This is a genomic window from Paenibacillus sp. Y859 (genome assembly GCF_056786405.1).
Genome location: NZ_JBXCIZ010000012.1, coordinates 88,941 through 102,773 on the forward strand (window position 1 = coordinate 88,941; position 13,833 = coordinate 102,773).

Annotated in this window: 15 protein-coding genes; 12 read left to right on the forward strand and 3 right to left on the reverse strand. The window is 39.4% G+C overall.

Going from position 1 to position 13,833, the window contains the following annotated elements:
• Positions 1 to 244: 244 nt before the first annotated feature.
• From AC1TO8_RS19410 to AC1TO8_RS19435, 6 genes are all read left to right on the forward strand, one after another.
• Positions 245 to 400 carry a hypothetical protein gene (locus AC1TO8_RS19410; RefSeq protein ID WP_482057273.1) on the forward strand — a complete coding sequence of 52 codons (156 nt, stop codon included), beginning with the start codon at positions 245 to 247 and terminating at the stop codon, positions 398 to 400.
• A 217-nt stretch (positions 401 to 617) separates the two neighbouring features.
• On the forward strand, positions 618 to 1,589 hold the full coding sequence (locus tag AC1TO8_RS19415; protein WP_482057274.1) for an ABC transporter permease: 972 nt from the start codon (positions 618 to 620) through the stop codon (positions 1,587 to 1,589).
• Between the two features lie 30 nt (positions 1,590 to 1,619).
• A complete protein-coding gene (locus tag AC1TO8_RS19420; protein ID WP_482057275.1) occupies positions 1,620 to 2,513 on the forward strand; it encodes a carbohydrate ABC transporter permease in 894 nt (297 codons plus the stop codon).
• 98 nt (positions 2,514 to 2,611) lie between these two features.
• The gene (locus AC1TO8_RS19425) at positions 2,612 to 4,285 is read left to right on the forward strand and encodes an extracellular solute-binding protein (RefSeq protein WP_482057276.1); all 1,674 of its coding nucleotides are present in this window, start codon (positions 2,612 to 2,614) and stop codon (positions 4,283 to 4,285) included.
• Between the two features lie 146 nt (positions 4,286 to 4,431).
• On the forward strand, positions 4,432 to 6,012 hold the full coding sequence (locus AC1TO8_RS19430) for a response regulator (protein ID WP_482057277.1): 1,581 nt from the start codon (positions 4,432 to 4,434) through the stop codon (positions 6,010 to 6,012).
• A 16-nt stretch (positions 6,013 to 6,028) separates the two neighbouring features.
• Positions 6,029 to 7,795, forward strand: a complete 1,767-nt coding sequence (locus AC1TO8_RS19435) for a sensor histidine kinase (protein ID WP_482057278.1) — start codon at positions 6,029 to 6,031, stop codon at positions 7,793 to 7,795.
• A gap of 124 nt (positions 7,796 to 7,919) precedes the next feature.
• Here the strand turns inward: AC1TO8_RS19435 and AC1TO8_RS19440 are convergent, their stop codons facing one another.
• Positions 7,920 to 8,105, reverse strand: a complete 186-nt coding sequence (locus tag AC1TO8_RS19440) for a hypothetical protein (RefSeq protein ID WP_482057279.1) — start codon at positions 8,103 to 8,105, stop codon at positions 7,920 to 7,922.
• Between the two features lie 409 nt (positions 8,106 to 8,514).
• Between AC1TO8_RS19440 and AC1TO8_RS19445 the strand changes: the two genes are divergently transcribed.
• The 3 genes from AC1TO8_RS19445 to AC1TO8_RS19455 all read left to right on the forward strand — a co-directional run bounded on the left by AC1TO8_RS19445 (position 8,515) and on the right by AC1TO8_RS19455 (position 10,802).
• Positions 8,515 to 8,997 (forward strand): DUF948 domain-containing protein, encoded by a 483-nt coding sequence (locus tag AC1TO8_RS19445; protein WP_482057280.1) that lies wholly within the window; start codon positions 8,515 to 8,517, stop codon positions 8,995 to 8,997.
• Positions 8,998 to 9,582: 585 nt separating this feature from the next.
• The gene (gene rsbW / locus AC1TO8_RS19450) at positions 9,583 to 10,035 is read left to right on the forward strand and encodes an anti-sigma B factor RsbW (RefSeq protein ID WP_482057309.1); all 453 of its coding nucleotides are present in this window, start codon (positions 9,583 to 9,585) and stop codon (positions 10,033 to 10,035) included.
• Positions 10,032 to 10,802, forward strand: coding sequence for a sigma-70 family RNA polymerase sigma factor (locus tag AC1TO8_RS19455; protein ID WP_482057281.1), 771 nt, complete (start codon positions 10,032 to 10,034; stop codon positions 10,800 to 10,802). Before rsbW ends, AC1TO8_RS19455 begins: the two co-directional genes overlap by 4 nt.
• Positions 10,803 to 10,968: 166 nt before the next feature.
• On the opposite strand, the gene AC1TO8_RS19460 is transcribed toward AC1TO8_RS19455, so the two are convergent.
• On the reverse strand, positions 10,969 to 11,304 hold the full coding sequence (locus tag AC1TO8_RS19460) for a YtxH domain-containing protein (protein ID WP_482057282.1): 336 nt from the start codon (positions 11,302 to 11,304) through the stop codon (positions 10,969 to 10,971).
• Positions 11,305 to 11,617: 313 nt separating this feature from the next.
• Between AC1TO8_RS19460 and AC1TO8_RS19465 the strand changes: the two genes are divergently transcribed.
• Positions 11,618 to 11,716: a pirin family protein gene (locus tag AC1TO8_RS19465; RefSeq protein ID WP_482057310.1), complete on the forward strand. Its 99-nt coding sequence runs from the start codon at positions 11,618 to 11,620 to the stop codon at positions 11,714 to 11,716.
• Between the two features lie 177 nt (positions 11,717 to 11,893).
• Here AC1TO8_RS19465 and AC1TO8_RS19470 read toward each other — a convergent pair whose 3' ends face one another.
• On the reverse strand, positions 11,894 to 12,121 hold the full coding sequence (locus AC1TO8_RS19470; RefSeq protein WP_482057283.1) for a DUF1128 domain-containing protein: 228 nt from the start codon (positions 12,119 to 12,121) through the stop codon (positions 11,894 to 11,896).
• Between the two features lie 152 nt (positions 12,122 to 12,273).
• Here AC1TO8_RS19470 and AC1TO8_RS19475 point away from each other — a divergent pair, with 152 nt between their 5' ends.
• Together AC1TO8_RS19475 and AC1TO8_RS19480 are read left to right on the forward strand one after the other, a co-directional pair.
• Complete coding sequence (locus AC1TO8_RS19475; protein ID WP_482057284.1) at positions 12,274 to 13,068, forward strand: alpha/beta fold hydrolase; 795 nt, start codon at positions 12,274 to 12,276, stop codon at positions 13,066 to 13,068.
• Between the two features lie 61 nt (positions 13,069 to 13,129).
• Entirely contained in the window at positions 13,130 to 13,786 is a 657-nt protein-coding gene (locus AC1TO8_RS19480) for a DUF6483 family protein (protein ID WP_482057285.1), read from the forward strand.
• Positions 13,787 to 13,833 lie beyond the last annotated feature (47 nt).

Here is a 13,833-nt window from a genome sequence, read left to right on the forward strand (position 1 = left end):
ATTTAAATTGATAAAGGCGACTTATCATTCAAATCTGAATGATAAGTCGCCTTTTTTAATAATATAAGAAAGTATAAGTTATTTGGAGGACTGTCTACTCTAACCTTTATGATATCTAAAGATTTATCTATTTTTGCAGAGAGTGGCGATGTTAGAGTGACGAACAATGCTTCGTGATGAAGGTAGTAAAGGTGAGACAAGAATAGATGCATAAACTGCATTTAATTAGATGTAAAAGTAGGTAATGGAGAAATTAGTTGTAAAACTACAGTTAAAAATGGCGATAACGGTGAAAAGTGAGGATTCTAGTAATCTAGATGTACTCCATGCAACTAAAGTTAGCTTCAGAGGGATTGGCTTGAATTTAGATGTATTTAATGTACCTAATAGTGAATGGTGAAGGCGATTATTGGTGTTGTATTGTAGCTCCTACCTGTTAGAGATACAATGTATCACTGGCATAGGAAACGTAAACATCCTCACTATATGAAATCTTTAACTAAGGGCGCCGATCAGTGTTGTTGATTAGTATCATATTTAGTTGATCTGTCAGATAGTAAAAGAAAGTGTACTTTTGTAAGATTACTGTAGTCGGAAAACACGGAGGAGGATATGACATGGCACAGATTTCCGTAAATAAAGTGGTGGAATCGAACCCACCTTTACGGCCACCCAGAAAGAGAAATATAGTTAGTACATTTTTTAGACAGATTGACTTACAATTGATGGTTCTTCCAGCTCTTGCTCTGATTATACTCTTCAGTTATGTTCCCATGTACGGAGTTATGATTGCGTTTCAGGATTATAAAATAGGCAGCAGCTTCTCTAGTAGTCCTTTTGTAGGGTTCAAACATTTTATCTACTTCTTTAATTCACCAGATTTTGTGTTGGTTATGAAGAACACGATAGTGATTAGTTTACTTAAGTTCTGTATTGGATTTCCTGCACCGATCATTCTAGCTTTAATGCTTAACGAAGTTCGGAAAGCGAAATTCAAACGAATTGTGCAGACGATTACTTACTTGCCACACTTTATGTCCTGGGTTATCTTGGGCGGACTGGTAGGATCCATGCTTGCTACGGATAACGGTAGTATCAATATACTACTAGAAAAGCTTAATCTAATTAAAGAACCAATTAACTTTCTATCGATGCCAGAATATTTCAAAACGATTCTAATTACAACAAACGTATGGAAAGAAATAGGATTTGGTTCTATCGTTTATCTGGCAGCCATTGCGGGGATTGACCCTAGTACATATGAAGCAGCTTCAATAGACGGAGCAAGTCGTTTTAAACAAATATATTTGATAACGCTTCCATCCATTGTGCCTGTTGTTTCAATCTTCATGATTCTAGCCATTGGGAACCTGTTGAGTGCTGGGTTTGAAGACATTCTCGTTCTAGCATCCAATCCGGCTCTTAGAGATGTATCAGATGTCATTGATACTTATGTCATACGTATCGGGATCAACAATTACCGGTATTCCTATGCTACTGCCGTCGGCTTGTTCAAAGCTATTATTAGTGTAGGTCTTCTCACGATCGCTAACTTTGTAGCTAAGAGATCTGGCAACAGCTTATGGTAAATATGACACAAGTAAAAGGGGTGCATGTGGATGCGTGACAGTATAGGCGATCGTCTGATGGTTATCTTCATATATACATTTCTCACTTTGTTGGCGATTTCAACACTTTATCCATTCCTGAATTCGCTGGTGGTTTCATTCAATCAGGGGTTAGATACCGCACAAGGTGGTATCACACTCTGGCCAAGAGAGTTTACGTTGGAGAACTATGCCATCGTCTTTAAGGATGAACGTTTAATGCAAGGTTTTTTCATATCTGTTTTACGTACAGTAGTTGGTACTTTAACGGCTATATTAGCAACAGCTATTTTCTCTTATGGCATGTCAAAGAAAGAATTGGTAGGCCGTAAATATTATATGATTCTATGTATCATCACAATGTATTTCTCAGGCGGTCTTATTCCATCGTTCCTGTTGATGCGTAATCTTGGATTGATGAACTCATTCTGGATATTCATTATTCCTTCGCTTATCGGTGTATGGAACATGATTATATTTCGTACCTTCTTTCAGGGATTACCATCTGGACTTGAAGAATCCGCAAAGATGGATGGATGCGGGAACTGGGGAACATTATTTCGAATCGTATTACCGTTGTCGGGTCCCGTCATTGCTACATTGGCGCTATTTACAGCCGTGTCGCATTGGAATGAATGGTTCCTAGCCAGTATCTACATTTCTAAAGATGAATTAATGCCGATTCAAACGATCTTGAAGCAGATCTTAGCGTCTAATATCGTATCTGAACAGACGTCCGGTATGGATGCGGCAGCACTAGCACATATGCAGAAGGCTAGGACGATTACGAGTAAGTCTTTATCTATGGCGACAATGATGGTAGCTACGCTGCCAATTGTTATGGTATACCCTTTCGTACAAAAGTATTTCGTTAAAGGGGTGCTTGTCGGTTCTCTGAAGGAGTAGCAGTCATAAGTACGGCTACGATGAGAATTGATTGAATTATCGTTTGGAGCCATGCGCTTTAAACATAAATAATAACATTGAAAGGGGATATGAAGAGGATGATGAAAAGAGGAAAGTTGTTTGGTAGCGTCTTGTCAGTCGCAATGGTCTTGTCTTTAATTATCGGATGTTCCGGTAATGGTGGAAATGCTCAAGCACCTAAGGAAACGAACAAAGCGAGCAACCAGCCAGAGACCAAAGTGGAGGAACCTCAAGCTAAGGTGTATGAATTAGGAACAGAACCACTAGAAATTACGTTGTACGGTAACTATGACTGGTACACAATGCCTAAGTGGGGAAATGACGAAGTAACGGCTTGGGTTCAAAATGAAAAGAAGGTTACTATTACAGAAATTCCAAACGGAGGGAATGCCGTTCAGAAGCTGAACACGATGATTGCTTCCGGCGAACTTCCAGATATCATTTGGGGTGAGCGTGGATCCGATGTGGAACGTTTGCGTGAAGCGGGTATGCTCGTACCATTTGATGACTACATCGACAAATATCCCAATTTGAAGAAATGGCTAGATCCGATGGCGCTTGACATGCTACGTTCACCGGATGGAAAGATTTATCAATTCCCTAACTGGTACACGAACCGTCCAAACGGAAATGCCGGTTGGGTTGTAAATAAGAAGATTTACAATGAGTTAGGTTCACCGAAATTAGAAACGACAGATGATCTGTATGCATATTTAAAATTAGTTAAAGAGAAATATCCGAAGATCATTCCATTTGAGAGTGACTTAGCAAAAGAAGGACAAGGTATCGATCAGATTTACTCGGCTTTCAAAGAAGATAACTTTAGCTTCACAAGATATTTTGCAGTACCAGATGGTGATAAGATGGTATCTATTTATAAAGATGAAAGTTTCAGAGAGTCCGTTGTTTATGCGGCGAAGTTGTTCCGTGAGAAGTTGATGACGCAAGATGCGATGACGCAAACGCGTGATCAAGTTCAAGAGAAACTTAACAACGGAAGCGTGGCAGTATATGCTTCTAGTAACCCGACTACTTTTGCGATGGAAGCGCATTCTGTACTGACGAATGAAGATCCTGAAGCAGGTTACTTTATGGTTTGGCCAATCCACAAGGCTGGTCTAGATAAGAACAAGATTTATCCAGGTACGTATAATAAACTTGGATGGAACGCAGCCGTTATTACGAAAAGCGCTAAAGATCCAGAAGCAGTATTCGCTTTCTTGGATTGGTGGACAGGAAATGAAGGAATGTCTTTACAAATGTGGGGACTTGAAGGTGGATTCTGGGATGGAGTGGAAGCTGATGGTATAACTCCGAAATTCACAGACAAGTATAGAACGGAAAAGAATGATTTAGCTGAATACCAGACTAAAATGGACCCATTAATGTGGGTAGGTAATACAGTGTTTGTTGATGATATTAAAGGTAAATTCGAAGCTACATTAGAAGAAAATGAACGTAACTGGTCAACTTACTGGCAGTTTGAAATTACGTGGAAAACGCAAGGAGATGCAACAGAATACATCAACTTATTCCCACTTCCAGAAAGTGAAGAAGGTATAGCTTTCCAAAGTGCCAAAGATATCTGGCTGAAAGTAAGAGCACAGACGTTGTATGCGAAGACAGACGAAGAAGCGTTAGCTATACTTGATAAAGCACATGATGATTCAATGAATGTTGGATTCCAAAAAGTACTTAATTACTATGGAACAAGATGGCATGAGAATCAAGCTAAAATTAAAGGTCAGTAATAAGTAGATTTTTTCTAAAGAGGGGGCCCTTGTTCTGGGTCCCCTCTTTAGATATAAAAAGTTTGGAAACTTGTCGTTCTAAATAATACCAGAGCAGGTATACTTAGTTTTAGAACGTGATAAGCCTTTTAGGGGGATATGAAATCATGTATAAAGTGTTATTGGCTGATGACGAGCATCTTGATTTAGAAGGAATGAAGCAGTTTATTCCTTGGTCTGAATTGGGACTGGTAGTAGTGGGAGCTGTAAACAATGGATTTGCAGCTTGTGAACTCATGGAGAAGCAGTCTGTCGATATCCTTGTTACCGATGTGAATATGCCTAATATGTCTGGGTTGGAGCTTGCAAGGATCGCTATTGATAAAAAACCGGATATGCGAGTTGTATTTGTAAGCGGTTATCAGGACTTCCATTATGTTAAACAAGCGTTGTCTATGAAGGCATGCAGTTACGTACTGAAGCCTATGGACGATGATGAGCTCATTTCATCGCTACAACAAATTGTGCAGGACCTTGAAACAGAGGAGAGACGCAAGGAAGAGGAAGAACAATATATTCAAATGAAGCCGATGGCGAAGAATGATCTTTTGGTTCGTTTGCTTCAAGGGGAGATGACTTGGGAACGACCTGATGGTATGGCAAAGATCGCCGTATCCTATGGTTTGGATAAGCTTACGGGACCGCTTCGTGTAGCTGTGTTGGAAATGGGTGGTCTGGAAGAGCTGCCGTTGGGCGCGGCACAATCTGTCACAGGGCAGAAGCTTGAAATGCTGTTGCAAGAAATAAGTGAAGTGATTCTTGGTCAAGAAGGTGGACATTGCTTCAGGCTATCGAGACAACGTGCAGCAGTTGTGATGCAAGGCCAAGCGATAAATGATAGTCTCCATCAATTATTTGAAGAAGTGACCTCTAAATTATCCTTTTCTGTGACGATTGGGCTTGGAGAATCAGTTGATGATGTTTCACAGCTCCCGAATTCATATAAGCAGGCTCTTGAAGCCTTGGATGGTACAATTTTTTTTGGGAAAGGTAATTTAATTAACTATGAGGACGTCAGCCGGGCACCAGAGTTAAGTGATGCTAGAACACTAGATATTCGTTTGGATGCATTGTTTAAAGCGATGTCTGACTATGATCTAGTAGGTATTCATGATGAGATTGAGAATTTATTTCAAACCGTATCAACGTTCCGCTCTAGATTTACCATGTATAATCTGGCAACGTATATTATATTTAAGCTGGATCAATATTTACATACCTTGGATGAGGATTTATTCGAAATGTTGGGGCTGGAGCTCCATAGTCTTGATATCGTGTTGAAATTTGAGGTTATGGACAATATCCGTTCATGGCTTGTTCGTAAAGTGTTTGAAATTTCTGAGAAGATGCGGCACAGGGAAAATTCAAAGAATAGCAAGTTAATTCGTGAAATTATGAGTGTTTTAACGGAACGAATGCACGAGAACATTACTTTAAAAGTTATTGCTCAGCAATTTTTATTTTCTCCTAATTATCTAGGACATTTATTTAAAGAAGAGGTTGGTAAAAGCTTTAGTGAAATACTGACGGGTATGAGAATGGAACGGGCTCGTGAGATGCTTAAAGTTCCGACTGTGAAAATATATGAAGTTGCTAATAAGGTAGGATATCGATATATTCCTTATTTCAGCAAACAATTTAAAGAAGCTTTTGGTATGACCCCAATGGATTTCCGCAAAAGAGAATAACTACGGAGGACATGAGATGCGAATACCAATTCAGCAGAAGAAGCCGAAGTATATTCCTTTCGGATACAAATTAATGCTTACTTATCTTGTATTTGTTATTATACCCGTTATCGCCATTGGCTTTTTCTCACATACTCTGTATCAGGATTCTATTCGAAAGCAGACTAGTAGCAATATCCAGGGAACTTTATTACAAATCAGGGACAATATCGAATACAAGATGGGGGATGTAGAAAGAGTATCATCGTTGTTGTACCAGGATTATTCTTTAATTACGCAGCTTCGCAACTATGATGAGGGCTGGGAAAGCTATGAACGGACGACGAAGATCATTATGCCAAAGTTTGATATTGCGATCGATGCAACAGGTGTCAATATAGCGATGTACTTATTTTTGGCTAACGATAGTCTTCCGGAAGTGTATATGGGTTCATTTAACAAAGAAACTCCAGATAAGCTAGAACGCAACTATAATTTATATCATTTAAAGCGGATCAAGGACAAGTCGTGGTATCGCAATTTTCCGAAGGAGGAGTATGGGGGAACGATGTTATGGGAACAGGTGGAGCGCGATAATGACTTCAATCGCATTTCACTACTTCGCCGACTAGTAGATAGCGTAACTCCTTTGAGTTTGAAAGAAATTGGCTTTATGAGACTCAGTGTCAGCATCGAGGAACTTTTCCAATCGCTTGATTATCGCAAGATTGGCGAGGGGAGCGTCTTGGCCATTAAGGATGAGAATGGGAAAGTGATGTATCAGTCAGGTACACTATCGAGTGACTTCTCATATGAGACGATTGAGGACAAGGGGTATATGAGTATTAAGGAAACGATGAGGGGACCGTCATGGGAGTTGGTAGCATACGTTCCCATGACCATCATGGAGAGGGATTCGGCGAAAGTACGTTTGTTCATTATGCTGATTTGCTTCCTGTGCTTGATTGTGTTTACTATTGCAGGGATGTTTGTCTCACGCTACTTCTCTATTAGAGTGACCAAAATTGTATCGGTGCTCAACGCGTTTCGAGAAGGTGATTTACATAAGCGTATGGGTTATAAGGGCAAAGATGAATTCTCGCAAATTGCTCTTGCCCTTAATGAAATGGGCCATAATATTGATCAGTTAATCGAACAAGTGTATGTGACACAAATTGAGAAAAGGGAGGCCGAGTTGGAGTCACTCCAAGCGCAGATCAATCCGCATTTCCTGTATAATACACTTTCCTCGATTAGCAGGTTAGCTAAATTCGGTCAGATTGACAAGTTACAGCGTATGGTTCTAGATCTGGCTAAGTTTTATCGGCTTTCACTGAATGAGGGACGGACCGTCATTCCTGTTCGTAGTGAATTAGAACAAGCGCAGGCTTACGTTGACATACAGACCACCAAGTTTGGGGACTCGGTGTCCATCTACTATGATATTGATCCTGAGATTATTAAATATATAACCATTAAATTAATATTACAGCCATTTATAGAGAATGCATTTGAGCATGCATGGTTTGGGGATGCGATTCATATTCGGATTGTGGGGAAGAAGGAAGGCAATAATATTATATTTAAAATTATTGATGATGGGATTGGGATGTCACCGAAATTAATAAAAGAAATATTTGATCCTGTTGAGGGATTGAACACGGGTTATGGTATCCGCAATGTGAATAGCCGGATTCAGCTTCACTTTGGTTCACAGTATGGAGTCACGATTGGAAGTAGGCCAGGTATGGGGTCGACAGTACAAATCATAATTCCGGCTCACCTTCCTGAGAAGACCTCTTAAAGCTTGGGGAGACGTCCAAATATAACTTAACTCGATTGTGTATGTATTGCTATTGAAAAAAGATGACTCCTTATGAGTTAAGGAGTCATCTAATTCCACATTATGTCTATTTATAGCGGGAGAGTTATGAGCCACCCGTACGACGACGTTGGTTAGGTGCCTTTTTATTGTTCTGATTTTTTAATGTTTTGGCAGAACCCGCCTGAAAGACTCCTTGTTGGCCTGAGGAAGCTTGCTGTTTCTTCTGTTCAAGTTTTTTTCGAATGGCATCAGCCAGACTGACTTTTTTTACTTCGGTATTATCGCTCATGTAATATCCTCCCTTTGGGCTTGTGTATTCATTCTAATCGTTTTCCATTATCCCCACAAGGGGGAAGGTGTTCAAGGCCTTTACTAAAAATAAATTTATGGATGAGAAGGAGGAATTATGAACCTCAAATTGAATTAACAAGCGGGGAAATAAATAACCAATCTCTATTTCTCTAAAAGAACATATCCCTGATCTTGTAGAAGTGGATCACATTGAATTTAAAACTGGCAGCATGGCTCTTATCTTTCTTCATTATTTGTTTAGCGTAGGATATTTTGCTTATTTGCTTCATAAGGATTAAGAGAATTGTTACTGCGATTGTTGTGCTCGTCGCATCCTGTTTCGCCTATTTGCGGTTTGGGTAATTACCAGTATCAAACAATATAAATACAGAAGGAGATATATCCCTATGATCGAAATGAGTGTACTGATTATAGCTGTTGCATTTGCTGTACTTGTTGTATTTCTTATCAAAACATTAAAGGCAGCTACAAACTCATTGGAGAAAACAACTCAGACTCTACAAGAAGTTCAGAAGACCATTGAAGAATTGGGTTATGAAGTAAAACAAACGGTCAGACAGGCTAATGATATTACAACAGACTTACAGTTGAAGATGAAGCAAATTGATCCGGTGATGGAATCTGTTCACAATCTCGGTGAAGTATTAAGTGAGGTTACATTTGCAGCGAAGCAACTATCCAGTACGGTGATGGATAAAATTAAAAAGCCCAAGACAAAGTCTTCTAAACCATCGGATATACCACTCAATACCGCAGAACAACAGACAATTCAATCTAATGCATCAGTAAATGGGACTAAGGATTCCAAAGATCCAAGTTGGGTGAAGTATGTTGATGTTGCAGCCGAAGTATGGCGGAAATTTCGTTGAAGGTAAATTAGACAACATAGACGTTGTTATTGATAATGTATATGCACTTTAAACACAGATAAGGAGTGGGAATACTACCCACTCCTTATCTGTGTTTAAATGGGGAATCAGCGAAGCAGCAGATACATAACTACAAAGACGGATTGTCAATCTAAGTATGATGGTGCTTCATTCATCATAGACAAAAAGGTTTCCTCTAAAATCAATCTCAGTTTTAGTATATAGTAAGTGAGTATGTAAATAACTATGACGAATGGTCAGACGAGAATGAAATGACTTGTTAAACGATCTAAGTAACTTTGTTATTTCGTTACTATCAACTGAAGGCAGAGAACCTAGAGGAAAAGCAAGAAATTGAAAGAAGCTATTTACAGGCTCAGATGGATCAGACTTGGCTGAGCTCTCATACGAGCCCATTATGGCGTAGTTTATATTCAAGCAGAAGATAAACTACCAAATCGTCTATTCTAAAGGTAAGATATAGTATGAGTTCTAAATTTTTTGAACCAAATCATTGAACCAAATCATTGAACCAAATCTTTGAATTAAAAAGAGAATTCCTAATTGGAAAGGATCGAAATACAAATGAATGGTGAAGTTCAGAAAGTGGTAATAACGTTACCAGCTACTGCTGAGTATGTGGATATTGTAAGATTGAATTTGTATGGAATTGCCTCAAAGATAGGATTTTCCTATGAGGAAATTGAAGACATGAAGGTAGCTGTGTCCGAAGCTTGTAATAATTCTGTTCTGCATGCCTATGGACAGGAAGGCGGGATTGTAGAAGTAACCTTTGAAATAAATGGCGATATTTTATCTATTATTGTCAAGGATGATGGGGAGAAATTTGAGAATATAGCCGCACAAACTGAAGGTAAGACGTTGCATGATAAAGAACTTGATGACGTTCAAATTGGGGGTCTTGGTTTTTATCTAATGCAGGCGCTTATGGATGATGTCAGTGTAGAAAACCGTGAGGGGAAGGGTACCCAGGTTATCCTTACTAAACGTATTTTGAGAAGTGAGGAAGCTGTATGAGTGAGAATGTGACTCCCCCCGAGTCCATGAACGAAGCAATAAGTCTGATCTGGGAATATCAACAGACACAAGATAATGAAATAGCGACCGTGCTTATCAAGAAATATAAACCGATGGTGAAGATGGCTTCAGGTAAAATCTCTCTTAATCGTCCTGACTTATATGAAGATTTATTCCAAGTAGGGCAGATGGCTTTGATTCGCCTATTTAGACAATATGACATTAGTTTGGGAATTCCATTTGAGCCGTATGCTATGAAGAGTATGATTGGACATATGAAGAACTATTTACGAGATAAATCATGGTATATCCAAGTGCCACGAAGAATTAAGGAAAAGGGTGTACTGGTTCAGCAGGCTATTGATGAATTAACTGTACAGTTCGAAAGATCCCCTAATGTTCGAGAAATTGCTGAATATTTGGAACTCACAGATGAGGAGACCATTGAAGTGTTAGCAGGGAGAGAATGCTATCATTATGTTTCATTGGATGCCCCACTCTCACAGGAAGAGACTGGGGTAACCTTAGGTGAAATATTAAGTTCTGACGTAAATGATTACGATTTACTTGAGAAAAAAATGGATCTACAACAAGCCCTTAGTCATCTTAAGGAGCAGGAACGAGATGTATTGTTACTTGCATTTCAGGACGGTGAATCACAACGCTCTATTGCTCAGAAATTAGGGGTTTCGCAAATGAGTGTATCGAGAATTCAGAAGAAAGCAACGGAGAGGCTAAAAGAAATTATGTCTCACTCATCACTATGAGGGTGGACGAATGAAGCAACGATATACGATCGCAATTAAATTCACCTTCGTCAGGACACGACCATATTCTTTTAAGAGGAATAAGGGGCGTGTCCTTTTTGGTCCAATCGTAATTAAAGATGTTTAACTTCATGCCTGAGCTCGAAAGGATGTTCAATAAGAAGGATTATATAGCCGCTTCATCTTCTGATACATCGGCGGCTGAACTTCGTACAGTTTCTACAATGCTTTGCGTACCTTCAACAACACTTTTAGTTACATCAGTAGACTTAGTAGAGACATTCTTAGCGAACTCGGACGCCTTATCACCCACAACGGAGGCAACCTCCTTTGTTTTGTCTGTTACAAGAGATAGTTTGTCAGTTAAGTCTTCACGTAGTTCGTTACCTGGCTTAGGGGCAAATAATAATGCTGCTGCCGCACCAATTAATCCACCAATTAATACTCCTTTTAAGAACGTGCTACTGCTTTGAACTGGACAGTCTTTTTCTTCTTGATTCATCTTAATTCACTCCTCGTATTTAATGTTATGGTGTTACTGTCTCGCTTAGTTAGTATTTAAACTAAAGAAGGAAAGATGAAACATGATTCATAAAATAACGAACCTATACTTAGACAGTAAAATGAATATATTTATAGGAAGAGACGCATTGGATGATCATAGGGATGATTGAAGTATCATGGTGGCGGGTATGTAATAGTTATCTAAACATTAGAGGATCAACTAATGCAAAAAACGGAGGTGTAGGTAATGATTAAAATAGTAACTTCAGCAGAACGCCATAATTCGGAAAAAGGGTGGATTCATAGGGAATATCCATTTAATTGAAGCGGGTGCTGTTCAGGTGATAAGTGCTGGGACGGGTGTAAGCCATTCTGAGTTTAATCCATCAGCAACAGAACCTTTCATTTAGAACCAGGGGATGCAGCAAGAATTCATAAATCCTGTGATTTGCATATTAAAGGAAATGGTAGTGAAGGGTAATCAGAATTCATTCTGGTGGATATACCATAAAGGCCATATTCTCCTAATCCCTGATCCACTTCATAAGTGGACAGAGATAGGAGAATATTTAATAATATGCGTATCATTACAATTGACGGCGTAACCGTCCGAGTTCAGATACAAGAGCTTCAACTTCCGAGATACTTAGGTTATTCTTTCTCATGACTAGGTCGTAAACATCATGAATATCCTCGTATTGTTCTACTGAGAACCCGGAAGCTTGCATTGCTGCTCCACTTGCCATTCGTAACTTTGTTTTAATCTCTTCAATCATAAATCCGATGTTTTCTGGTGTTTTTTTTGATAAATCCATATGATAGAACCATCCTCTCTTAATAAGAATATGCTTCCTGTATTGTATCATGTATACCTACTCATCACCATTTCTCAAAAAGTTATATCTGTTTAAGAATGAGTTCTTGGTTTAATAGCGATTAAGGAAATATACAGAAAGAAGGGTTAGTTATGGAGAAGGCATTATGTAATGGAAATACAATTTGTTATAGGGAGCAGGGTCAGGGAGAACCTCTAGTACTACTCCATGGATTTTGTGGAAGTTCGGAATATTGGGATAAAGTGATACCGTTGTTATCAGATTATTATCGCTGTATTGTACCGGATCTGCGAGGTCATGGACGTTCAGATGCTCCAATGGGGGCGTATACGATTGAGCAAATGGCGGATGATGTTGTTGCTTTGATGGATAAATTGGAACTACCCAAAGTGGTACTCTTGGGTCACTCGCTAGGAGGATATATTACACTTTCGTTTGCTGAACGTTATGAGTCTCGTCTGAACGGCTTTGGACTCATTCACTCTACAGCATATCCTGACAGTGAAGAGGCTAAGGAGAAGCGATTATATGCAGTAAGTACCATTCAAACAGAAGGGATTACTTCTCTAGTCGATAATATGATCCCATCGCTTTTTGCTCCGGATCATGTGAATACGCACCCAGAATGGTTAAATGATGCTAGAGAGATCGGTTACAGAACCCCTCCACACGGAGCAATTGGAGTCGCTATGGCTATGCGTCAACGACCAGATCGAAGGGATGTTCTTTCTGAATCAATCCTTCCAGTATTACTTATCGCAGGAGAAAAGGATGGTATTATACCTCCTGAACGGACATTTACGATAGACCAGCCTAATGCAACCCTAGCAACGATTGTAGGAGCGGGACATATGAGTATGATGGAAGCACCTGATCAGTTGGCTAAGCATATCATAACTTTTTTAAATAAGGTGAACTATAACTAGGTTATTATAGGAGTTGTTCAAAAAGTCATGGGAAATACGAAGGTTTATAAGGAGGGGCGATATGTTCCGTAATGATTATATTCTTAGAATGATTGATGAAATGACCCAAATGATCGCCAAAGTATTCGATTTAAAAAAAGAAAGGAAGTTTACAGAGGCTCTGTGGGAAATTGATGAGCTACTTAGTACGCGGTTCTTCATGAACTCACGCTTGCTAAATTCATTACCAACGGAAGAAATTACAAATATGTGTACCTTTGGGGACGCTGTTGAATCGGATAAGCTGCAAGGTGTGGCTTACCTTCTATTTGAGGAGGGAAAGATCTACTCGGAGCAAGGGCAAATAGATGAAGGTTTGACTAGGTATATGAAAGCATTACATCTTTTTTTGGTCGCAGACCATCATGGCGCAAACAACGAGTTAATCGATCTTCCTCATCGGATTCAGAATACTCTTACAGCGGTTGAGGGCTACCGGCTTCCGCTAAAAATCGAACTTTTATTGTACGCGTACCAAGAGAAAGTGGGTAATTATGCCGCAGCCGAGAATGGGTTATTTCGCCTCTTGGAACAAGGTGGGTTAGATCCACAGGAGGGACTCTTATTCTATGAACGTCTTAAGGGCAAGGACGATGAAAGACTGGAGCAAGGGAGACTGCCACGGAGTGAGGTTGTTGAAGGGCTTACTGAAATAAAACAAAGAAAGACATTTGGATGAGCCAGGACAATATGGTATGGTAACGTAAAAAGATAACTCAATGAAAG